Annotated in this window: 16 protein-coding genes; 12 read left to right on the forward strand and 4 right to left on the reverse strand. The window is 32.4% G+C overall.

Features of this window, described 5'->3' with window-relative positions:
* Window positions 1-94 precede the first annotated feature (94 nt).
* On the reverse strand, window positions 95-475 hold the full coding sequence (kapB, locus tag ACSUE0_RS09620; RefSeq protein WP_119614586.1) for a sporulation phosphorelay system protein KapB: 381 nt from the start codon (window positions 473-475) through the stop codon (window positions 95-97).
* 67 nt (window positions 476-542) lie between these two features.
* On the opposite strand from kapB, the gene ACSUE0_RS09625 reads away from it, so the two are divergent.
* The 5 genes from ACSUE0_RS09625 (at window position 543) to ACSUE0_RS09645 (ending at window position 6,643) form a co-directional block, all read left to right on the forward strand.
* Entirely contained in the window at window positions 543-1,136 is a 594-nt protein-coding gene (locus ACSUE0_RS09625) for a peptidylprolyl isomerase (RefSeq protein WP_017722343.1), read from the forward strand.
* A gap of 459 nt (window positions 1,137-1,595) precedes the next feature.
* A complete protein-coding gene (gene ygs, locus ACSUE0_RS09630) occupies window positions 1,596-1,976 on the forward strand; it encodes a S1 domain-containing post-transcriptional regulator Ygs (protein ID WP_017722342.1) in 381 nt (126 codons plus the stop codon).
* A gap of 553 nt (window positions 1,977-2,529) precedes the next feature.
* A complete protein-coding gene (locus ACSUE0_RS09635) occupies window positions 2,530-3,663 on the forward strand; it encodes an NADH-dependent flavin oxidoreductase (RefSeq protein ID WP_436957141.1) in 1,134 nt (377 codons plus the stop codon).
* A gap of 434 nt (window positions 3,664-4,097) precedes the next feature.
* Entirely contained in the window at window positions 4,098-5,288 is a 1,191-nt protein-coding gene (locus ACSUE0_RS09640; RefSeq protein WP_017722340.1) for an ornithine--oxo-acid transaminase, read from the forward strand.
* A 110-nt stretch (window positions 5,289-5,398) separates the two neighbouring features.
* Window positions 5,399-6,643: a Glu/Leu/Phe/Val family dehydrogenase gene (locus tag ACSUE0_RS09645; RefSeq protein WP_107530119.1), complete on the forward strand. Its 1,245-nt coding sequence runs from the start codon at window positions 5,399-5,401 to the stop codon at window positions 6,641-6,643.
* A gap of 103 nt (window positions 6,644-6,746) precedes the next feature.
* On the opposite strand, the gene ACSUE0_RS09650 is transcribed toward ACSUE0_RS09645, so the two are convergent.
* The 3 genes from ACSUE0_RS09650 to ACSUE0_RS09660 all read right to left on the reverse strand — a co-directional run bounded on the left by ACSUE0_RS09650 (window position 6,747) and on the right by ACSUE0_RS09660 (window position 10,520).
* Window positions 6,747-7,721, reverse strand: coding sequence for a glycerophosphodiester phosphodiesterase (locus ACSUE0_RS09650; RefSeq protein WP_436957144.1), 975 nt, complete (start codon window positions 7,719-7,721; stop codon window positions 6,747-6,749).
* A gap of 227 nt (window positions 7,722-7,948) precedes the next feature.
* Window positions 7,949-9,325 (reverse strand): argininosuccinate lyase, encoded by a 1,377-nt coding sequence (gene argH, locus ACSUE0_RS09655; protein WP_436957146.1) that lies wholly within the window; start codon window positions 9,323-9,325, stop codon window positions 7,949-7,951.
* Complete coding sequence (locus tag ACSUE0_RS09660) at window positions 9,315-10,520, reverse strand: argininosuccinate synthase (RefSeq protein WP_119614066.1); 1,206 nt, start codon at window positions 10,518-10,520, stop codon at window positions 9,315-9,317. The genes argH and ACSUE0_RS09660 overlap by 11 nt, the downstream gene beginning before the upstream one ends.
* 339 nt (window positions 10,521-10,859) lie before the next feature.
* Here ACSUE0_RS09660 and ACSUE0_RS09665 point away from each other — a divergent pair, with 339 nt between their 5' ends.
* The 7 genes from ACSUE0_RS09665 to ACSUE0_RS09695 all read left to right on the forward strand — a co-directional run bounded on the left by ACSUE0_RS09665 (window position 10,860) and on the right by ACSUE0_RS09695 (window position 22,942).
* A complete protein-coding gene (locus ACSUE0_RS09665) occupies window positions 10,860-12,191 on the forward strand; it encodes a glucose-6-phosphate isomerase (RefSeq protein WP_119614065.1) in 1,332 nt (443 codons plus the stop codon).
* Window positions 12,192-12,665: 474 nt separating this feature from the next.
* Window positions 12,666-13,241 (forward strand): TVP38/TMEM64 family protein, encoded by a 576-nt coding sequence (locus ACSUE0_RS09670; RefSeq protein WP_119614064.1) that lies wholly within the window; start codon window positions 12,666-12,668, stop codon window positions 13,239-13,241.
* Window positions 13,242-13,245: 4 nt separating this feature from the next.
* A complete protein-coding gene (gene lepB / locus ACSUE0_RS09675) occupies window positions 13,246-13,764 on the forward strand; it encodes a signal peptidase I (protein WP_119614063.1) in 519 nt (172 codons plus the stop codon).
* Window positions 13,765-13,782: 18 nt separating this feature from the next.
* Window positions 13,783-14,376 (forward strand): signal peptidase I, encoded by a 594-nt coding sequence (lepB, locus tag ACSUE0_RS09680; protein ID WP_107555670.1) that lies wholly within the window; start codon window positions 13,783-13,785, stop codon window positions 14,374-14,376.
* Between the two features lie 284 nt (window positions 14,377-14,660).
* Window positions 14,661-18,128, forward strand: a complete 3,468-nt coding sequence (addB, locus tag ACSUE0_RS09685; RefSeq protein WP_436957150.1) for a helicase-exonuclease AddAB subunit AddB — start codon at window positions 14,661-14,663, stop codon at window positions 18,126-18,128.
* Window positions 18,125-21,781: a helicase-exonuclease AddAB subunit AddA gene (gene addA, locus ACSUE0_RS09690; protein ID WP_436957152.1), complete on the forward strand. Its 3,657-nt coding sequence runs from the start codon at window positions 18,125-18,127 to the stop codon at window positions 21,779-21,781. The genes addB and addA overlap by 4 nt, the downstream gene beginning before the upstream one ends.
* Window positions 21,782-21,805: 24 nt before the next feature.
* Window positions 21,806-22,942 carry a DUF418 domain-containing protein gene (locus tag ACSUE0_RS09695; RefSeq protein ID WP_119614059.1) on the forward strand — a complete coding sequence of 379 codons (1,137 nt, stop codon included), beginning with the start codon at window positions 21,806-21,808 and terminating at the stop codon, window positions 22,940-22,942.
* Window positions 22,943-23,251: the final 309 nt, after the last annotated feature.

Raw genomic sequence — 23,251 nt, forward strand, 5'->3', positions numbered from 1 at the left:
CATTATACATGAAGTCGACTATTCTGAAAAACGTCAGGAAGCCTTGAAACACTTGTGTTAGATGTTTTATTAAATAAGAAGAAACACGGTATTTTTATTCAAAATTTTGTTTATATTGAATGGAATAATCATGCTTTAAGCGCTGTAAATTGTCGAGAGACATAGTTGCATGCAATGTATCTTGCCTTTTTAATTGAGCTTCTAATTTAGATATAGCTTGTTGTAATGATTCTATGTAAGACATAGTTTCTACATTGAACTCTCTAAGATGTGATTTTGTCGTATAGCGTTTTTCAAAATGACTAAGTGCTTTACGTTCATGAAAAAAAACATTTTCAGTTTCAGTAGGATTGTGTAAATCTCCTTGTTTAGGGTGATTAATTACTTGTTCAACTTGAACGAGAACTCTATTTTCATTTTCTTCCTTAATTGTTACGCCATAACTGCCAGTTTTATGTGAAAAACGGTATAACATAATTCAATACATCCCTTCATTTGTGTTAGAATACATATATCATCTTAACATGAAATGGAGAATAAAAATGACGAACTATCCTCAATTGAACACAGAAATAAATGACAATGAAATTAAAATGGTAATGCATACAAATAAGGGAGATATGACCTTTAAATTATTACCAGATGTTGCACCGAAAACAGTAGAAAACTTTGTTACACATGCTAAAAATGGTTATTATAATGGCGTTACTTTCCACCGTGTAATTAATGACTTTATGGTACAAGGTGGAGATCCAACTGCTACAGGTATGGGTGGCGAAAGTATCTTCGGTGGACCTTTTGAAGATGAATTTTCAAGAGAAGCGTTTAATATCTACGGTGCACTTTCAATGGCAAATGCAGGTCCAAATACAAACGGTTCTCAATTCTTCATTGTTCAAATGAATGAAGTACCAGAATCAATGCTTAGTCAATTAGCAGACGGAGGTTGGCCAGAGCCAATTGTAAAAGCTTACGGTGAAACTGGTGGCACACCTTGGTTAGATCAAAAACATACTGTATTCGGACAATTAATTGAAGGCAAAACTACGTTAGAAGACATTGCTAATACAAAAGTAGGTCCACAAGATAAACCATTATATGATATTACAATTGATTCAATCGATATTATTGAATAATAAATGAAATATATGAAATTGTAGATAACTATCTTTTTTCAGTATATATAAGCTGATTGATTATTTAGTTTAACTTTAGGAGAAGAGCTTAGAAATCAATGTGGTGTTGATTTCTACTCTTCTTCTTTTTTTATGGATATTTAAAAATGATGTGGTATAGAATTGCCAACAATGAATGGTGGATATTTCAACAGCAATATATTTTCAATAGGAAGTAATAGGATTTTCTAAGAACTAAAATATTCATCTTTAGCTGAAATAGGAGTAATCATTTGTTCAAAATTACTATGAAAAATAGCTGTCAAAGACAATTTCTCAATGTTTAAACATCGTATTTAGTAATAGTTTTATCAATATAAAATTGTAAAATGTGAAATTTTTCTATGTTTATGTTAGTGCCTGCCTATAATGTATGCTATTATAATAGTGTTAAGTAAAACGAATTAAGGGGTTATCACGTTGAATAATCACTATAAAGTAGGTCAACATATTAAAGTTCGTGTGACTGGTATTCAACCGTATGGCGCTTTTGTAGAAACCCCTGACAATGCTGAAGGATTAATCCATATTTCTGAGATTATGGATGATTACGTCCATAATTTGAAAAAGTTTTTATCAGAAGGACAAATTGTAAGAGCGAAAGTAATTTCAATTGATGATGAGGGGAAATTAAACCTTTCATTAAAGGATAATGACTATTTTAAAAATTATGAGCGTAAGAAAGAAAAGCAATCAGTATTAGATGAAATTAAAGAAACCGAAAGATATGGGTTTCAAACAATTAAAGAACGCTTACCGGTTTGGATTAAACAGTCCAAAAATGCGATCAAAGATGAATGAAATCATCTTTTCTTAAGGCTGAGACATAAATTTATGTCTCAGCCTTAAGTGTTTTATAGGGGGTTTTTTAATAGTTATGTTTGGACCGTTTACGCTTTATTGAACAACTTCGATAAACCGAAGTATTGTTAGATTAAGAAGTTAAATAGTTTTTTTCATACGTATGGAAAGAAGAATAATTAGTAAAGAGTTAAAACGACAAATGTCTAATTTGTATTAATTATTATTTCAGTATCTATAGGATTGTCTTCTTTATCTTTTTCAATAAAAAATTTATAAGAAATAATAAGCTACAGAAATAAATATTTCATATATATGTAATTAAAAATAATGAGGAGCGCTTTTTAGAGGAAGACTTTTATTTTTAGTATTCATATATTAAAAGGATTTAAAAAACAGCTATTTAGAAACTAACTTTGGAAAATTACATAAATATATGCGTGAGCATATTTATTTATATATCAGATTATTATAGTTAGAATTATAAAAGCACTAAAAACTTTAAGTGTTTTAAAGATGTTCGAATGTTTTAACGCATAGGAGGAAAAGTAAAATGAATAAAAAGTTTCAACCACTTTTTGAAAAATTAACATTACCTAATAAAGTTGTTTTAGATAATAGATTTGTTTTAGCACCACTTACGCATGTTTCATCAAATGATGACGGATCTATTTCAAATGAGGAAGTTGTTTATATGGAACAACGTTCGAAAGATGTAGGCTTAGCTATTTCAGCTGCTAGTAATGTTACAGATTTAGGGAAAGCATTTCCTGGACAACCATCTGTAGCACACGATTCAAATATTGATGGACTAAAACGTCTAGCTCAAGCTATGAAGAAAAACGGGGCAAAAGCTGTCGTTCAAATTCATCATGGTGGTGCACAATCATTACCTAATTTAACTCCAAATGGAGACGTAGCTGCACCAACGCCAATTTCACTAAAAAGTTTTGGTGAGCAAGAAGAACATCATGCACGTGAAATTACACAAGATGAAATTAAGCAAACAATTAAAGCTTTTGGCGAAGCGACCCGAAGAGTTATAGAAGCTGGATTCGATGGTGTTGAAATCCATGGCGCCAACCATTACTTAATTCATCAATTTGTATCACCATATTATAACCGTCGTGAAGATGAGTGGGGCGAAGACCGTTTGAAATTTGCATTAAACGTTGTTGATGAAGTAACAGAAAAAGTTCAACAATATGGTAAGGAAGACTTTATTGTAGGTTATAGATTTTCACCTGAAGAAGCAGAGTCACCTGGTATAAGTATGGAAATTACCGAATCTTTAGTCAAACACTTAATTGATAAGCCTTTAGACTATTTACATGTTTCACTAATGGATATACATTCAGAAACACGTGAAGGTAAATACAAAGGCCAAGAACGAATTAAATTATTATTAGAGTGGATAGATGGTCGTATGCCTTTAGTAGGTATTGGTTCTATTTTTACTGCGGAACAAGCTCTTGAAGCGATTGAGTCTACTAATGTTGAACTTGTTGCATTAGGTAGAGAAATATTATTAGACCATAACTTTATAAGTAAAATTAAAGATGGTAAAGAAGATGAAATTATTTCACACTTCGATCCAAATAGACAAGATAGACATCATTTACCACCTAAACTTTGGGAACAATTCAATAAAGGTTTTTATCCATTACCTAGAACAGATAATAAGTAAAATATTTATCAAAGTATTCGAGGCCGAAACATATAATTGATGTTTCGGCCTCGAATATTATATAAATTTATGAAATATTCGTAAATTCACGATTGTAATTATAAAAGAAAAATTTTTAAGGAAAACGATGAACGTATGATTAAATATGCAATTTTGTGAAATAATAATAAAAAATAATTAAATTTTAAAATTAATAAAATGGGCTTGTGCTAGTATTAGCAAATGTGTCATTATATATGTAAGGGTTTACAACGGTGTTTTAGTGTTTCATAATTATATTATTTACGCTAATTTAACTGATATAACAGTGTTTATTACATAAAGTCCAAGTAGTTTTAGAAAATAGTTTCAGTTAATCGATAAATACGTTATGCTATGAATGAGTATTACTTAAGAGTCTTTTTACTCTTAAATTTTTACAAAGGGGAGATATCATGTCGAGATCAGAAGAAATCATTGAAGTAACAAATCATTATGGAGCACAAAACTATGTACCACTTCCAATTGTTATATCGGAAGCTGAAGGCGTTTGGGTTAAAGACCCAGAAGGTAACAAATACATGGATATGTTGTCAGCATATTCAGCTGTAAACCAAGGTCATAGACATCCAAAGATTATTCAATCATTGAAAGATCAAGCGGATAAAGTTACTTTAGTTTCACGTGCATTTCATAGTGAAAATCTAGGTGAATGGTATGAAAAAATTTGTAAGCTTTCAGGCAAAGCTAAAGCTTTACCAATGAATACGGGTGCTGAAGCAGTTGAAACAGCTTTAAAAGCAGCTCGCCGTTGGGCTTACGATGTTAAAAAAATAGACCCAGATAAAGCAGAGATTATTGCTTTCAATGGTAACTTCCACGGTCGTACAATGGCACCAGTATCTTTATCATCAGAACCAGAATATCAACGTGGTTATGGTCCATTATTAGATGGTTTCCGCAAAGTAGATTTTGGTGATATTGAAGCTGTTAAAAATGCTATTACTGAAAATACAGCAGCAATTTTAATTGAACCAATACAAGGTGAAGCAGGTATTAATGTTCCACCTGAGGGTTATTTAAAAGAAATAAGAGCTCTATGTGATGAACATAACGTGTTGTTTATTGCTGATGAAATTCAAGCTGGCTTAGGACGTTCAGGTAAATTATTTGCTACGGACTGGGATGACGTTAAACCAGATGTATACATTTTAGGTAAAGCATTAGGTGGGGGCGTATTACCAATATCTGTAGTATTAGCTGATGAAGAAGTACTTGGTGTGTTCTCACCAGGGTCTCACGGTTCTACTTTTGGTGGTAATCCACTAGCTTGTGCGGTTTCAAATGCAGCATTAGATGTAATAATTGACGAAGATTTACCAGGGCGTTCATTAGAATTAGGTAACTATTTCAAAGAAGAATTAGAAAAAATAAATCATCCATCAATTAAAGAAGTACGCGGACGTGGCTTGTTTATTGGGGTTGAATTAAATGAGGAAGCGAGACCTTATTGTGAATCATTAAAAGAAAAAGGTTTATTATGTAAAGAAACGCATGATACGGTCATTAGATTTGCACCGCCACTCATTATTTCTAAAGAAGAATTAGACTTTGCATTAGACAAAATTAGAAGTGTTTTTGAGTAAATTCACAGTTCTGTAACATATGTTTTGAAAACCCTTTAAAAAGGAAAATCTTATGTTACAATTATCATGAAAGCGAAATCATTAGTAACGAAAAAGAGGCGAAATGAATCATGACTGAGAATAATAATTTAGTTACTTCGACGCAACAAATTATTAAAGAAGCATTGCACAAACTGGGATTTGATGATGGGATGTATGATTTAGTAAAGGAACCTTTAAGATTCCTTCAAGTTAGAATTCCTGTGCGCATGGACGATGGTACTGTACAAACTTTTACTGGTTATCGTGCGCAGCACAATGATGCTGTTGGACCTACAAAAGGTGGCGTACGTTTCCATCCAGATGTGGACGAAGAAGAAGTTAAAGCATTATCAATGTGGATGACATTGAAATGTGGCATTGTTGATTTACCATATGGTGGTGGTAAAGGTGGTATCATTTGTGATCCACGTCAAATGAGTATTCACGAAGTCGAACGTTTATCTCGTGGATATGTGCGTTCAATTTCTCAATTCGTTGGACCAACGAAAGATATTCCAGCACCAGACGTATTTACAAACTCTCAAATTATGGCATGGATGATGGATGAATATAGTTCATTAGACAAATTCAATTCACCAGGATTTATCACTGGTAAACCAATCGTGTTAGGTGGTTCACAAGGACGTGACCGTGCGACTGCGTTAGGTGTTGTTATTGCTATTGAACAAGCAGCGCAAAGAAAAGGTTTAGAACTTAAAGGTTCTCGTATTGTTATACAAGGATTTGGTAACGCGGGTAGTTTCTTAGCGAAATTCTTGTATGATATGGGAGCAACAATTGTTGGTATTTCTGACGCTTACGGCGCTTTACATGATCCAGAAGGATTAGATATTGATTATCTTTTAGATAGAAGAGATAGCTTTGGAACTGTGACTAATCTATTTGATGAAACAATTTCTAATAAAGAATTGTTTGAAATTGACTGTGACATTCTTGTGCCAGCAGCAATTGCAAATCAAATTACTGAAGAAAATGCACATGACATTAAAGCTGACATTGTCGTTGAAGCGGCAAATGGACCAACGACACCAGCAGGTACTCGTATCTTAACTGAACGTGGTAAGTTGCTAGTTCCAGATGTATTAGCTAGTGCTGGTGGTGTAACTGTTTCATATTTCGAATGGGTACAAAATAACCAAGGTTATTATTGGACTGAAGAAGAAGTAAACACGAAATTACGTGAAAAACTTACAACAGCATTTGATACAATCTACGAACTAGCTCAAAACAGAAAGATTGATATGCGCTTAGCAGCTTATATTGTTGGTATCAAGCGTACTGCAGAAGCAGCACGTTATCGTGGATGGGCATAAATAAATATTTGAATAGTAATAGTAAGTTTAAAGTCCGAGACATTTATTGATGTCTCGGACTTTTTTGGATTTTATAAATAAATTGTTAAATGTAAGTTATCAGTTATTGTTCGTTTGTGACTTGTTTATATAAATCAGGGTAATTCGTAAATAACCCATCGATTCCATAGTCATTAAGTCTTTCCATGTCGGCTACTTCGTTTACAGTGAAAGGATGAACTAGAAATCCAGTATTTTTAAGATTGGCAACATTTTGTTTAGTTAAATCTGTATATTCAGGACCGACACCGATGGCATATTGTTTAATATAATTCAAATCTTGTTGTGACATATTTGGTAGTTCACCTTTGTCTAATAATCTTATAAGTGGCACATTTGAATTTAAATCTTTCATTTTAAGTAAGCTTTCTTGTGAAAATGATTGAACCATAACATGACCTTTTTTGAGAGACTGTTCATTTAATAATTGATGTTTATTAAGTGTATCTAATAATTTTTCTTCCATACCAGGGTATACATCAGGAGATTTTGTTTCTATATAATAATTGGCATCAGTGCCATAACGTTCTAATATTTCATCTAATGTCGGTACTTTTGCACCTTTATAATTTGAATTAGCATATTGTGGATTTTGTTCATTAAATTTGCTTCCAGCATCAAGTTGTTTTAATTCTTTAAGTGTATACTGATCAACCCGACCGGTGCCATTGGTAGTTCTATCAACTGTTTCATCATGCATGGCTATTAGGTGGCCGTCTTTAGTCATTTGTAGATCAATTTCAATATACGACGCACCTATAGCGTTATGACTTTTGTCGTATGAGTAAAATGTATGTTCTGGAGCGTAGCCACTAGCACCTCTATGGGCAATTGTTGTGAATTTCTCTCCAGTTAAATTATGTATCCAATTTTGTTGATCTGATTTATTATTCTCATTAACTGTTTGAACTGAAGTATTTTCATTTTGGTTGTTTACACCAAGCGAGTTACTAGACGCTTCAGTAATTGTTGAGCTCCCTATACCAGATAAAGCCAATATTGCTATGCTTGAAATCAAAAATTTATTCGAATGTTTCACAAGCTGTCACTCCTTAATATGAACTTTCTTTTTACATTACATAAAAAAACTTAAATTGAAAATAGTATTTACAATATTCTAATTTAAACTATAAAAAATTAATTTTAACATTACATACAATCAATGAATGCTATTACAATGTTTTAACTATATAGAAATATTGTGTTTGAGTTGGCATACAAAAAAGCACAGACACACCTATTAAATAGAGTATCCGTGCAAAAATTTTAATTTAAGTTTTGTTTTATAATTTCTAATTGTTTTTTTACAGCTTCTTGTCCAGTAGAACCGTGACTTATTCTACGGCTGATACAATTTTCAGGTTTTAAATAATTGTAGATATCCGATTCGATACTTTCGTGTGCACTTTGATACTGGTCTAAAGGTACATCTAATAAGTATACGTTATGCTGAATAGCCCAAAGTACGATTTTACCAACAATTTCATGAGCGTTTCTAAAAGGAACTCCTTTGTTGACTAAGTAGTCAGCAAGTTCTGTTGCATTGGAAAAGTCATTATATACAGTTTCTTGTAAATGATTCACATTTACAGTCATCGTATCTATCATTCCTTCAAAGATACGTAAAGAACCTTTTAGTGTATGAACTGCATCAAATAGACCTTCTTTATCTTCTTGCATGTCTTTATTATATGCTAAAGGCAACCCTTTAAGCGTCATTAACATACTCATTAAATTACCTGTTGTACGTCCAACTTTACCTCTGATTAATTCAGCCATATCAGGATTTTTTTTCTGTGGCATAATTGAAGAACCAGTTGAAAATGCATCTGATAATGTAATAAAGTCTGCTTCCGCAGAGGACCAAAAAATAATTTCTTCTGCAAAACGTGACAGGTGAACCATTGTTAATGAAATATTATGCAGCGTTTCAACAATATAATCTCTATCACTAACGGCATCCATACTATTCTCATAAACAGCAGAAAAGTCTAATAATGACTGCGTTTCGTGACGATCTATTGGATAAGTAGTACCACTTAACGCAGCGGCACCAAGTGGAGAGATATCAATACGTTTCAAACTATCTTGAAAGCGTGATTTGTCTCTTTCTAGCATCCAATAGTATGTCAAGATATGATGCGCAAATGAAATAGGTTGAGCTCTTTGGAGATGGGTATAACCAGGCATGATCGTATCTACATGAGACTCAGCTATTTTTACAATTGTTTGTTGAAACGAAATAATTAAATCGATTAATTGAGATACTTCTGCTTTTGTATATAAATGCATATCAGTTGCAACTTGATCGTTTCTGCTACGTCCTGTATGCAATCTACCACCAGCATCACCAATACGTTTTATTAATTCATGTTCGATATTTAAATGGATATCTTCCAATGAGACATCAAGTGCTAAGTTGCCTTGTTCATAATCAGCTAAAATTGCATTTAAACCTTCAATAATTTGCTCGCAGTCTGAATCAGAAATAATATCTTGTTTGGCTAACATGGTTGCATGAGCAATACTACCTTGAACATCATATTTAATTAATGTTTTGTCAAAGTGTATAGAAGCATTAAATTCATCAACCCATGCTTCTGGTTGCTCACTAAATCTACCACCCCAAGCTTTACTGCTCATCTTTGTATCCACCATGTAACATTGAGTTTACTTTAGTTGGTAAGCCAAAGATATCAATAAAGCCAACTGCTGATTCTTGATTAAATGCATCTTCTTTTGTATAAGTAGCTAATTTTTCATTATAAAGTGTATGTGGTGACTTTCTTCCATTTACAATAGCGTTGCCTTTATATAATTTAAGACGTACATCGCCAGTTACATAATCTTGAGTACTATCGACAAATACTTTGAGACTATCTGTTAAAGGTGAGAACCATAAACCGTTATAAATTTGTTCTGAAAATTGCTTTTCAATTACTGGTTTAAAGTGTGCAACATCTTTAGTAAGCGTAATTGTTTCAAGCGCTTTATGAGCATTGACAATTACTTCTGCTGCTGGTGTTTCATAAACTTCTCTAGACTTAATGCCAACAAGTCTGTTTTCAACATGGTCGATTCTGCCAATACCATGTTTACCGGCAAGTTTATTGAGCTCTAAGATGAGTTCGCTAAGTTTATAAGATGTGCCATCTAAAGCAGTTGGTATACCTTTTTCAAATGAAAGTACAATTTCATCAGCTACATCTGGTGCGTCTTCTAGTTCGTTTGTTAAGTCAAATGCATCCTTTGGAGGTGCAGCATAAGGGTCTTCAAGTATGCCACATTCATTACTTCTTCCCCATAAATTTTGGTCGATAGAGTAAGGAGAATCATGTTGGATTGGAACTGGGATATTATGTTTGATTGCATAGTCAATCTCTTCTTCACGGCTCCATGCCCATTCTCTTACTGGTGCAAAAACTTTTAATTCAGGATCTAAAGCTTTAATTGCTACTTCAAAACGTACTTGGTCATTACCTTTACCAGTACAACCGTGTGCAATACCAACTGCATTTGTTTTGCTAGCAATTTCAACTAATTTTTTTGAAATTAATGGTCTTGATAATGCAGAAACTAAAGGATATGTACCTTCATACATTAAGTTACCTTTAATTGCATATGATACGAAATCTTCACTAAATTCTTCTGTAGCATCAATGATATGACATTCGATTGCACCCATATCTAAAGCTTTTTGATGTACTAAATCTAAATCTTTACCTTCGCCGACATCTAAACAACAAGCTACGATGTCATAACCTTTATCTAATAACCATTTTACTGCCACACTTGTATCTAAACCACCAGAATATGCTAATACTATTTTCTCTTTCATAAGTTCCACCTCAATTGAATTTTTATAATTTATTAATATGAATTTGATATTGATTAGTATAGCAGAAAGTGAATGAAAATAAAACCATTTTTATACATAAATATACAAAAATATGAAATGACTTATTTGGAATATATTTTAAATAGCTGTTTTAAAAGCATTCTTAACACTTGAAGGATGTTTGTTTTTGTATAAAATAATGAATAATTAATTCGGGGTATTGAGTGATTTGCTGTTTTAATAGTTAAATTATCAATATAATATAGGCTAGTTGTTTGAATACTCAAAATAAACTTAGTAAAATAATGATGAAATTAAAAACACTGGAGGCAATTCAAAATGACTCATATTCAATTAGATTATGGTAAAACTTTAGAATTTTTCGGCGAACATGAATTACAGCAACAAAAAGATATAGTTAAGTCAATTCACAAAACAATTCATGAAGGAACTGGTGCTGGTAGTGACTTCCTTGGGTGGATTGATCTTCCTGTAGACTATGATAAAGAAGAATTCTCGCGTATTTTAGAAGCTTCAAAACGTGTCAAAGAACATTCAGAGGTGTTTGTAGTAATTGGTATCGGTGGCTCGTACTTAGGTGCACGCGCGGCTATCGAAATGCTAACATCTTCATTTAGAAATAGTAATGAATTCCCAGAAATCGTCTTTGTAGGTAATCATTTATCTTCTTCATATACACAAGAGTTAATCAATTACTTAGATGGTAAGGATTTCTCAGTGAATGTTATTTCTAAATCAGGTACTACGACTGAACCAGCAGTTTCATTCAGATTGTTTAAGCAATTATTAGAAAATAAATATGGTAAAGAAGAAGCGAAAAATCGTATCTTTGCTACTACAGATAAAGAAAAAGGTGCATTAAAGCAACTTGCAACTAATGAAGGTTATGAAACTTTTGTCGTACCAGATGATATAGGCGGTCGTTATTCAGTATTAACTGCAGTTGGTTTATTACCAATCGCTGTTGCGGGTATTGATATTAAAACAATGATGGAAGGTGCTGCAAAAGCACGTGAAGAATTGTCTTCAGAAGATTTAGAAGAAAATATTGCGTATCAATATGCAACAATTCGTAACGTTTTATATGCAAAAGGTTATGACACTGAAATGTTGATTAACTATGAACCATCAATGCAATATTTTAATGAGTGGTGGAAACAATTATTTGGCGAATCAGAAGGGAAAGACTATAAAGGTATTTATCCTTCTAGCGCTAACTATACAACAGATTTACATTCACTTGGACAATATGTTCAAGAAGGTCGTCGTTTCTTATTTGAAACAGTTGTGAAAGTTAATAATCCTAAACATGATATTACTATCGAAGAAGATAGTGATAATTTAGATGGTTTAAATTATTTAGCTGGTAAAACTATAGACGAAGTAAATACGAAAGCATTTGAGGGTACATTGTTAGCTCACACTGACGGTGGTGTACCTAATATTGTCGTCAATATTCCTCGTTTAGATGAAGAGACATTTGGCTATATCGTTTACTTCTTTGAATTAGCATGTGCTATGAGCGGTTATCAATTAGGTGTTAATCCATTTAACCAGCCTGGAGTTGAAGCATACAAACAAAATATGTTTGCTTTATTAGGTAAACCAGGTTTTGAAGATAAAAAAGAAGAATTAGAAAAACGTTTATAATTCTTCAATGTAATGCTATATAGCATTTAATTTAGTAGATGTTAAATTAATTTTTAAGAGGCTGGGACAATTAATTGTCTCAGCCTTAATCATTATGTTGAGATAGAAGAACTTATGTATGATATTCAACTCAGGTAAACTTTTTATTTCTTTCGACTTTAGTCATCTTTGTCAGAGTAGGAAGATGAAAGTTTTTAAATAATTCAAATACGTTTCATCCTTTCTTTTTCTAATTCATATACATAAAAGTATTGCGCAAGCTTAATAACTCAAAGTCAATATTATAGTGGTTATGATTTTGCTTAATATCTTTAAAATTAGTGTTATATTGAAAGCGTGGATAGTCATTCAATTTCGGTTTCGAAAGCATGTCGTTCTTAAGACTGATTTATATTAGAAGGAACGCTTTATAGTTTTAAAAAAGCAACTTTACACTTATAATTATAAAGAATAGTGATGACGAGGATGGGTTTGATGACAGAGGAACAAGTACAGTATTGGTTTGATATATTTGGGAGTTTAGGATATATCGCAGGATTTCTATTACCATTTATTGAGGCTTTTATTCCTATTTTACCAATCATTGTGTTTGTAATTGTAAACGTTAATGCTTTTGGTTGGTTCATTGGTACTTTATTAGCTTGGTTAGGCACTGTAGCTGGAAGTTATATTGTATTTTTATTTTTTAGAAGATTAACACATACAAAATATATGAAAAAAATTCAGCACCGGACATCAGTTCAACGTTTAATACATTTTATTGATAGAAAGGGTGTCATACCTATTTTTATCTTAATGTGCTTTCCATTTACACCAAGTGCTTTAGTTAATATTGTGGCAAGTTTATCCCATATTAAAGCGCATGCCTATCTAATTGTATTAATAGCATCTAAGTTTATAATGATTGGTCTTGTAGGCTGGTTAGGTAATGATATTACAACACTTTTTACTAATCCGATCAGGCTGATAACAATAGTGGTAGTAATTGCTGTAGTATGGCTCGTTGGTAGAAAACTAGAGAAACATTTTATGCATTCGTCAGAGGAGTGACAACTTGCGAAAATTATTAAAACATTTGATTTCCATAATATTTGCGCTTATTATTGTACTATTGATTCAGGCATTTGTGCTTAAAGGATCAGTTATAAAAGATGATAAAATGGCTCCAAATCTAAAACAAGGTGATCGTATTATCGTTAATAAAATAAAAACGACATTTAATTTTTTAGATAATAATGATATTATTATGTATCGTAACGGAAAAGAAATCCGGTTTAGTAGAATCATCGGAAAACCTGGACAATCTATTTCATTTAAAGACGGCTCATTGTACAGAGATGATAGAGAAGTAAATGAACCTTATACAAACAATAGCATCAATAACTTGTCACTTAGAAACATCAAAGGTTCTGAAAGTGATATTATTCCGCCGAATGCTTACTTTGTACTTAATGATAATCGTGATAATAAAAATGATTCAAGAACATTAGGTTTCGTGCATCAGAAAGATATCATTGGCAACACAAGTTTAAGATATTATCCGTTTGAAAAATTTACAGTGACTTTTAATTAAATAAACGAGGTGAAGGAATTGAGAAAAGAAATCGTAGAATGGATTGTGTCCATCGTTGTTGCAGTGGCCTTAGTATTGCTAATTGTTAACTTCGTGGGGAAATCATATACAGTTAAAGGCGACTCTATGGATCCTACATTAAAAGATGGGGAACGCGTTATTGTCAATTTGATTGGTCAAAGATTTGGAGATGTTGAAAAAGGCAATGTGATTGTCTTCCATGCAACTAAGGATAATGATTACGTCAAACGCGTTATCGGTACAGCAGGTGATAACATCGAATATAAAGAAGATCAGTTATTTGTTAATGGTAAAAAAGTAGACGAACCATACTTAGATTATAATGAAAAACATAAAGATTATAATTATATAACGGGTAGTTTTACAACAAAAGAGATGAACGAACAATCTGAAGGTGTAGACAAAGTAAAAGATAAAAATAAAATCCCAGAAGGTAAATTACTTGTACTTGGGGATAACCGTGAAGTAAGTAAAGATAGTCGTTCGTTTGGTTTAATTGACGAAGACCAAGTTGTTGGTAAAGTGTCATTTAGTTTTTGGCCGTTAAGCGAAATGAAATTTGGATTTAATCCAGATACAAAATATGAATAATAAAATTTCATTGCCCTAACTTATTAATAAAGTAAAAGTTCCAAAATTAGAATAGTGTTTATTGACTAACAATAATATGTACAATTCAGTTGCTATTGCAATGAGCATAGAAAAAAGGATCGAGATAACTATCTGTGTCTCGATTCTTTTTGCTATAAATTACTAACAAATAATCAAATTTATAGCAAAGCCATATTCTAATTTATTCGACCTTCAAGGTATAAGAATAGTTATACACAACCATATATATGTTAAAATGTGAGTCAAAGGAGTTGGCGTAAATCATGGAATTAAATGCTTATATTGGCAGAGCAGGCACAGGGAAATCGAAAACAATGATTGAAGAAATTAAAACAAAAATGCGAGAAGACCCATTAGGCGATCCTATTGTCTTAATTGCGCCTACACAAAACACTTTCCAGCTTGAACAATCATTCGTAAGTGATGAATCATTAAATGGTAGTATGAGAACCGAAGTTTTACACTTTGAACGATTAAGTTATCGTGTGTTTCAAGAAGTCGGTGGTTTGATAGAACAACAATTATCTAAAGCAGGCACTGAAATGATGATTTATGACATCATACAACAACATCAATCAGAATTGAAACTATATCGTTCTCAAGTTAAATACTATGGATTTAGTGAAAAGCTTTATGAACAAATACAAGATTTTAAAAAATATGCAGTTACTCCACAACAATTAAATGATTATATTTCAGAAAATGACTTACAAACAAGAACAAAGCATAAATTACAAGATATTGCGCTGGTTTATAAACATTTAGAAGATAGAATTGACGGGACTTATGTATCTACTGAAGATAGTTTACAAAGATTCATTACGATGATGGATCAATCTGAATGGTTAAAGCGAGCGGAAATTTATATTGATGGCTTTCATAACTTTTCGACATTAGAGTATCAAATTATCCGTAGTTTAGTTAAATACGCTAAAAAAGTTACGATTGTATTAACAACTGATGGCGATAAAGATATGTTTAGTTTATTTAGAAAGCCTTCGGAATCACTGACACACATAGAAGAAATTGCAAGTGACCTCAATGTACAATTACGTACGAAGCGTTTTGATGAAGTATATCGCTTTGATAATGCTGACCTAGCCAATTTAGAACGTAATTTTAATGCATTACAATTTGAGCCGACAGTTGCAAATGGTGATATAGCAATTTTAGAAGCGAGTGGGATGAGAGAAGAAATAAATGAAGTTGCTCGTCGTATTTTAAGAGAAATACGTGAGAAAGGCTATAGATATCAAGATATAGCAATTTTATATAGAGATGAAGCTTATGCCTATCTCATGGAATCAATTTTGCCACAATTTGGCATACCATATAACATCGATGTGAAGCCGTCAATGACACATCATCCAATAATGGAAATGATAAGATCACTTATTGAAGTAATACAAACCAATTGGAATTTTGATCCACTTATGCGGCTTTTTAAAACAGATATTCTATCGAAGAAATTTAAAGATAGTAATTACTTGATAGACATATTAGAGAATTTTGTTCTAGAACGTGGTATTTATGGCAAACGCTGGTTGGATGAAAAATATTTTGATATTGAGCAATTTAGAAAAATGGGGCTAAAACGTCAACAATTAACAGATGAAGAACGTGAGACCTTTGAGCGTGTTATTCAAATGAAAACAGATGTTATCAATAAAGTGATGTTATTTGAAGAAAGTATGAATCGTGCAACTACAGCTATTGAATTTGCCACTGCTTTCTATGAATCGATGGAAGCATTCGACTTACCGAGCCAATTAATGACTGAACGTGATACGTTAGATTTTAACAGTCAACATAGAGCGGCTGAGGAAATTGACCAAATATGGCATGGCTTTATTCAAACGTTGGATGACTTAGTTACGGTATTTGGGGAGCAAACAATGTCTAAATCGCGTTTTCTAGAATTGTTTGATATTGGTTTAGAACAGTTAGAATTTGTAATGATTCCTCAAACGCTTGATCAGGTGAGTATTGGTACTATGGATTTAGCAAAAGTAGATAATAAACAACACGTATATTTAGTAGGAGCGAATGATGGTGTTATACCACAAACTGTTTCATCTTCAAGTTTAATTACGGATGACGAAAAGAAATATTTCCAAGAACAATCCTCTATAGAATTAAGTCCTACGGCAGATATACTGCAAATGGATGAAGCATTTGTAATTTATATTGCAATGACGCGTAGTTGTAAACAAGTTACATTTTCATATTCACTTATGGGTTCTAGTGGTGATCAAAAAGAACCAAGTCCATTTTTAAGCCAAATTCAACAATTATTTACTAATTTAGAAGTTCAAAATATACATCATCAACATCAAGCACAACCACTTACTTTAATGGAACATCCACATCAAACTAAAATTGCTTTATTTGAATCGTTAAAAGCTTGGTTAGATGATGAAATTGTTGCGGAAACTTGGTTAGATACGTATCAAGTGATGCGAGACGATGAAAGTTTAAATGACGGTTTAGATTACTTATTAACTGCCTTAACTTATGATAATGAAACGGTTCAATTAAGTGAATCATTATCTAAAGAATTGTATGGTTCTACAATTAATGCAAGTGTTTCTAGATTTGAAGGCTATCAAGCTTGTCCATTTAAACACTTTGCATCACATGGTTTACGTTTAAATGAACGTACAAAATATAAGTTGGAAAACTTTGATCTAGGAGATATCTTCCATCAAGTATTGAAATTTATATCAGAAAAAGTAAATGGTGATTTTAAAAATCTAAACCCCAAAAAAATTCATAAGCTAACAGTTGAAGCTCTAAGTGAAATATTACCTGAAGTCCAATTTAATTTATTAAATTCAACAGCCTATTACCGTTATTTATCACAGCGTATTGGTGCAATTGTAGAAACGACTTTAACAGCATTAAAATATCAAGGTAGCTATACTAAATTTACGCCACAACGGTTTGAAGCTGGTTTTAGAAGAAAACCAAGAGATAATAGTGAGTTATTAGCTGAATCGTTACATACAAAACAAGGTATACCTATAAATATACGTGGACAAATCGATAGGATAGATACGTATAAAAACGGGGAAGAGAGTTTTGTAAATATTATTGATTATAAGTCATCTAAATATAGTGGTACGTTGGATTTAACAAAAGTTTATTACGGTATGCAAATGCAAATGATGACATATATGGATATTGTACTTCAAAATAAATCACGTTTAGGGTTAACAGAGTTAACTAAGCCTGGCGGGCTATTATACTTCCATGTACATGAACCGCGCATTAAACTCGCATGGAACCAATTGTCGGAAGAAAAAAGAGACTCTGAATTCATCCAATCCTTCAAGTTAAGCGGCTTACTAAATAATGATGAATCAGTATTAGACGCTTTTGATACTAGACTGGAGCCAAGTTATAATTCTGATATTGTACCTTTAGGATTAAAGAAAGATGGCGGTATTAAAAGTAATAGTAAGGTTGCAGATGAGGATACCATTTATAAATTAATTCATCATAATAAACAAAACTTTATTGAAACGGCATCAAATATCATGGATGGACATACAGAAGTGGCACCAATGAAATACAATCAGACATTACCGTGTGATTTTTGTAGCTATAAATCAGTCTGTCATGTAGACGGTATGATAGATAGTAAACGTTATCGTACAGTTGACGAATCTATTGATCCATTAGAAGCGGTACAAAATGTAGTTTTAGAAAGTGAGGACGATGGAGAATGAGTCAAATACCAGTGAAACCTGGGAACACGAGATGGACAGACAACCAATGGAAGAGTATTTATGCAAAAGGTCAGGATATACTTGTTGCTGCTGCCGCAGGTTCTGGAAAGACTGCCGTACTTGTAGAACGTATTATACAACGTATTATTAAAGATGAAGTTGATGTGGATAAACTGCTTGTTGTTACATTTACGAATGCAAGTGCAAGAGAAATGAAACACCGTGTAGACCAAAGGATTCAAGAAGCTTCGAATGAAGACCCAAATAACACACATTTAAAGAATCAGCGTGTGAAGATACATCAAGCACAGATATCTACGTTACATAGCTTTTGTTTGAAATTAATTCAACATCACTATGATGTGTTAGACATTGATCCTAACTTTAGAACAAGTAGTGAAGCTGAAAATATATTGCTACTTGAACAGACAATAGATGAAGTGTTAGAAAAACATTATGACCAACTTGATCCTAATTTCATTGATTTAACGGAACAACTATCTTCAGATAGGAATGACAATCAGCTAAGAAACACCGTTAAAGAAATGTTTTATTTTAGTGTGGCGAATCCTAACCCGTCGGCTTGGTTAGAGCAGCTATCAGCACCATACGATGATATTACAAAACAAGCTGACTTACTAAAACTATTAAATGATTTAGCTATGATTTTTATGAATTCTGCATTGGAAGCTTTGAATAAAAGTTATGATTTGTTCATGATGCTTGAAGAAGTAGATAAACAACTTGAAGTCTTAGAAAAAGAACGGCATTTTATTGCTCAAGCAATGGAAGACGGTATATTAAACACACAAGTTATTGCAGAACACCAATTTGAAGCACGTTTTCCAGCTAAGAATAAAAAAATAAAAGAAGCTAATGAAATGATGTTAGATGCATACGATGATGGTAAAAAACATTACGATCAATATAAAGCGTTGGTAACTAAGGTGCAAGAAGATTATTTTTCACGTAATGCTGAAGATTTAAAAATGGATATGCAGCGCTTAGCGCCTAGAGTAGCATATTTAGCACAAGTAACAGCGGATGTAATTGATCTATTTAATCAAAAGAAACGCAGTAGAAACTTACTTGATTTTTCAGATTATGAACATTTTGCATTGCGGGTATTGATGAACGAAGATGGCACACCATCAGATATTGCTGATATGTATTGTAAACAGTTTGAAGAAATACTTGTCGATGAATACCAAGATACTAACCGTGTACAAGAGCAAATTATTGCATGTATTAAACGAGGTAGTGAGGCAGATGGGAATTTATTTATGGTAGGTGACGTAAAACAATCTATTTATAAATTTAGGCAAGCGGATCCCAGTTTATTTATAGGGAAGTATAACCGTTTTACATTAGATGGTTCAGAGAATGGTATACGTATTGATTTATCACAAAATTTCCGTTCTAGAAAAGAAATTTTGACTACCACGAACTATTTATTTAAGCATATGATGGATGAAGCGGTTGGAGAAATTGTCTATGACGATGCTGCCCAACTTTATTATGGTGCTCCTTTCGATAATGAGCCACATAATGTCCAGTTGAACATGTTAGTGGAAGATGCTTCTTCGGACTTAAATGGTTCGGAACAAGAAGCAGAATATATTGTCCAACAAGTGGAAAAGATTATGTCAGACCATGAGATATATGATATGAAAACTGAGCAATATCGTAAACCAAGTTATAAAGATATTGTCATTTTAGAACGTTCTTATGGGCAGGCACGTAAGATACAACAAGCGTTTAAAGATCATAACATTCCATTTCATGTAAATAGTAAAGAGGGATACTTTGAACAGACTGAAGTTCAACTCATATTATCCTTCTTAAGAACGGTAGATAACCCATTACAAGATATTTATTTAGTTGGGCTCATGCGTTCTGTAATATATCAGTTTACTGAAGATGAGTTATCAAATATAAGGGTATTTAGTCCAAATGATGATTATTTTTATCAATCGATTCAACATTATATAGCTAATGATGCTGCTAATAAAAAATTAGTCACTAAACTCGAAACTTTCTTGAAAGATATTGAAATGTATCAACGCTATAGCCAAAGTCACCCTGTCTATCAACTAATTGATAAGTTTTATAATGATCATTATGTTATTCAATATTTTAGTGGCATCATTGGTGGTAAAGGTAGACGTGCAAATTTATATGGACTGTTCAATAAAGCAGTAGAATTTGAAAGTTCTAGTTTCCGTGGATTATATCAATTTATTCGTTTTATAGATGAATTGATAGAACGAGGTAAGGACTTTGGTGAAGAAAATATTGTAGGACCAAATGATGACGTTGTGCGAATGATGACAATTCATAGTAGTAAAGGGTTAGAATTCCCATTCGTGATTTACTCGGGGTTATCGAGACGTTTTAGAAGAGATGATTTGCACAGACCAGTAATCTTAAATCAAAGCTATGGTTTGGGTATGACATATTATGATATTGATAGTCGTTTGTCTTATCCATCATTATCATCTGTTACGTATAAAGCGATAGCCGAAAAAGAAATGGTTTCAGAAGAAATGAGGTTAATTTACGTTGCATTGACACGCGCTAAAGAACAATTGTTTTTAATAGGCCGCGTAAAAGACGAAAAAGAACTAACTCAATTTGAACAGGTTTCAGTGTCGCAGACGCACTTACCCGTGAGCTACCGTTTAACCGCGCAACGACCGATTGATATGATTTATCCAATATTGGCAAAATATCAATCTACCTCACTGCCAAAAGAATTACGTTTTGAAACAACAATTAATGACATTGATGGCTCAATGATGCCTTTTGTACAGTTTAAAACAGATTTTTATGAAGATATTGCGTCAGAAATCGTTATAGCCGAAAGTGAACAACGTACGCTAGTAGATATACAGTCAGCTCAGACTGGTAATGATGAGCTTAAGTCGCAGATTCATGAACAATTAAGTTTCAAATACCCACATCAAGTAGCTATTGAAAAGCCGTCAAAACAATCCGTATCAGAATTGAAACGACAACTTGAGACAGAACAAGCTGACACTAACTACGATAGAGTTAGACAATATCGAATTGGCTCAGCTTCATATGAAAGACCGGGATTTTTAAGCCATACTACGAAACGAAAAGCAAATGAAATTGGTACTCTTATGCATACGGTAATGCAACATTTACCTTTTAAAAAGGAAGGGTTGTCTCATAGTGATGTGGATGTACTTATCAATCAGTTAATAGACAAGCATATTATTGATGAAGATGCCAAAAAGGATATCCGGTTTGAAGATATTTATCAGTTTATTGAAAGTGAATTATATTCAACGATTGCTACGAGTGAACGTATATATCGTGAGTTACCATTTGTTGTCAATCAAGCTAAAGTAGACCGTATTGAAAATATGGAAGAAGATGCTTCTATTATTCAAGGTATGATTGATCTTATATTTGAGAAGGATGGCCAATATTACTTTGTCGATTATAAGACAGATGCCTTTAATAGACGTCGTAATATGTCAGATGAAGCAATAGGTGCACAGCTAAGAGAACGTTATAAGGTACAAATGGAATACTATCGAAACACTTTAGAAACTATATTGAAAACAAATGTTAAAGGCTATTTATATTTCTTTAAATTTGGTCAACTTTCTATTGATGAATAAACTAGAGTATAAGGGGTGCTTGTTGTGTCATCGCAGCAAAGGTTATATGAAATAGATGCATTACGTGGATTAAGTTTGCTAGGTATTATTTTAATGAATATATTAGTTTTTAGTTTTCCGTACGAGGAAAGTTTATTGTCTGATGTTGTGCAGGGAAGCGATGCTATTTTATTACACGGAATTACCTTATTAATTATTGGTTCATTTTATCCTATTTTTACATTTTTATTTGGTTATGGCTTGAGCATCATGTATGACAATTGTCAGATGAAAGGCATTAACTATTACCCAATAATATTTAGAAGATTAATTTTTCTAATGCTTATGGGTGTGTTACATGGATTTTTTGTGTTTTCAGGAGATATCTTATTTGGCTACGCATTTACAGGTTTAATAGCGGTGTTATTTGTTAAAGCCAAAACAAAACGTTTAATAAAGGCAGCAATCATCTTATTTATCCTAAAAATCTTATTGCTAGTCATACCGTTTGCAGTATTTTCTTTAATAAATGATCCATATACCCAGCATAATTTTAGTGGTGTATCCTTATCTAAATTGATAGAAATTAAACAACAAGGACTTTATACAGATTTTCTGAAAATAAATGCACTAGAAAATTTATATAATGTGTTAGATGTTGTGACAGGGTCTGCCTATTTTGAATTTTTACCATATATTCTTTTAGGTATAGCTGCACAAAAATTAAAGCTAGTTAAGAAAATACAACTACGAAAACAAAGTGCAATTAAATGGGGAACTTTATGCCTTATTATAGGTTATATAGTGAAAATGCCTTTTGCACTTGATTTTTCAAATAGTGCATACCAGAATATCAATATCATTGGTGGTCCAATTGTTGCTGCCGGCTATATATTAATTTTTATTGCTATGTATCAAAGTACACGTATTGCACACTTGCTCAAAGTATTTACATATCCAGGTAAATTAAGTTTATCTGTATATTTAACTCAGAGTATAGTTTTATCATTAATATTTTTAGGTATAGGTGGAGGGTTATATAACCAATTGCCACTATATCAATCATATATCATTGCATTACTTGTTTATGTCTTACAATTAGTAGGCTGTTACTATTATTTAAAACATTTTAAAATGGGGCCTTTTGAATGGCTATGGCGAAAGATCACATACCTTAAATGAATTATAAAAATTATTAAATGAGTATAGGACATCATTAATATGTAATATGTTAGTGGGAGTTATGGATGAGAGGCAGCTCATGCGTAGAATTTATCTTTATTACTCCTAGTCATCTTTGCAGAGATAGGATGGTCAATCTTTTAAATAAATTAGACTGCCGTTCTACTCTCATTTGTTAACTTTAAAATTGTTTTTTTATGTTTAAAAGGACAAATAATAAGTTGAAGTTATAATCAAATCAGACATACAACATGAAAAATACGTTTTGATTGAGTTCAGGAGAATTTTTGTAAGCGCTAGTTATTTATT

The organism is Staphylococcus sp. AS1337, assembly GCF_051408735.1.
GTDB classification, from domain to species: Bacteria; Bacillota; Bacilli; order Staphylococcales; family Staphylococcaceae; genus Staphylococcus; species Staphylococcus xylosus_B.

Coding starts and splice junctions, on each gene's coding strand:
- kapB (WP_119614586.1), bottom strand. CDS start 475: ATGTTATACCGTTTTTCACATAAAACTGGCAGTTATGGCGTAACAATT.
- ACSUE0_RS09625 (WP_017722343.1), top strand. CDS start 543: ATGACGAACTATCCTCAATTGAACACAGAAATAAATGACAATGAAATT.
- ACSUE0_RS09635 (WP_436957141.1), top strand. CDS start 2,530: ATGAATAAAAAGTTTCAACCACTTTTTGAAAAATTAACATTACCTAAT.
- ACSUE0_RS09640 (WP_017722340.1), top strand. CDS start 4,098: ATGTCGAGATCAGAAGAAATCATTGAAGTAACAAATCATTATGGAGCA.
- ACSUE0_RS09645 (WP_107530119.1), top strand. CDS start 5,399: ATGACTGAGAATAATAATTTAGTTACTTCGACGCAACAAATTATTAAA.
- argH (WP_436957146.1), bottom strand. CDS start 9,325: ATGAGCAGTAAAGCTTGGGGTGGTAGATTTAGTGAGCAACCAGAAGCA.
- ACSUE0_RS09660 (WP_119614066.1), bottom strand. CDS start 10,520: ATGAAAGAGAAAATAGTATTAGCATATTCTGGTGGTTTAGATACAAGT.
- ACSUE0_RS09665 (WP_119614065.1), top strand. CDS start 10,860: ATGACTCATATTCAATTAGATTATGGTAAAACTTTAGAATTTTTCGGC.
- ACSUE0_RS09670 (WP_119614064.1), top strand. CDS start 12,666: ATGACAGAGGAACAAGTACAGTATTGGTTTGATATATTTGGGAGTTTA.
- addB (WP_436957150.1), top strand. CDS start 14,661: ATGGAATTAAATGCTTATATTGGCAGAGCAGGCACAGGGAAATCGAAA.
- addA (WP_436957152.1), top strand. CDS start 18,125: ATGAGTCAAATACCAGTGAAACCTGGGAACACGAGATGGACAGACAAC.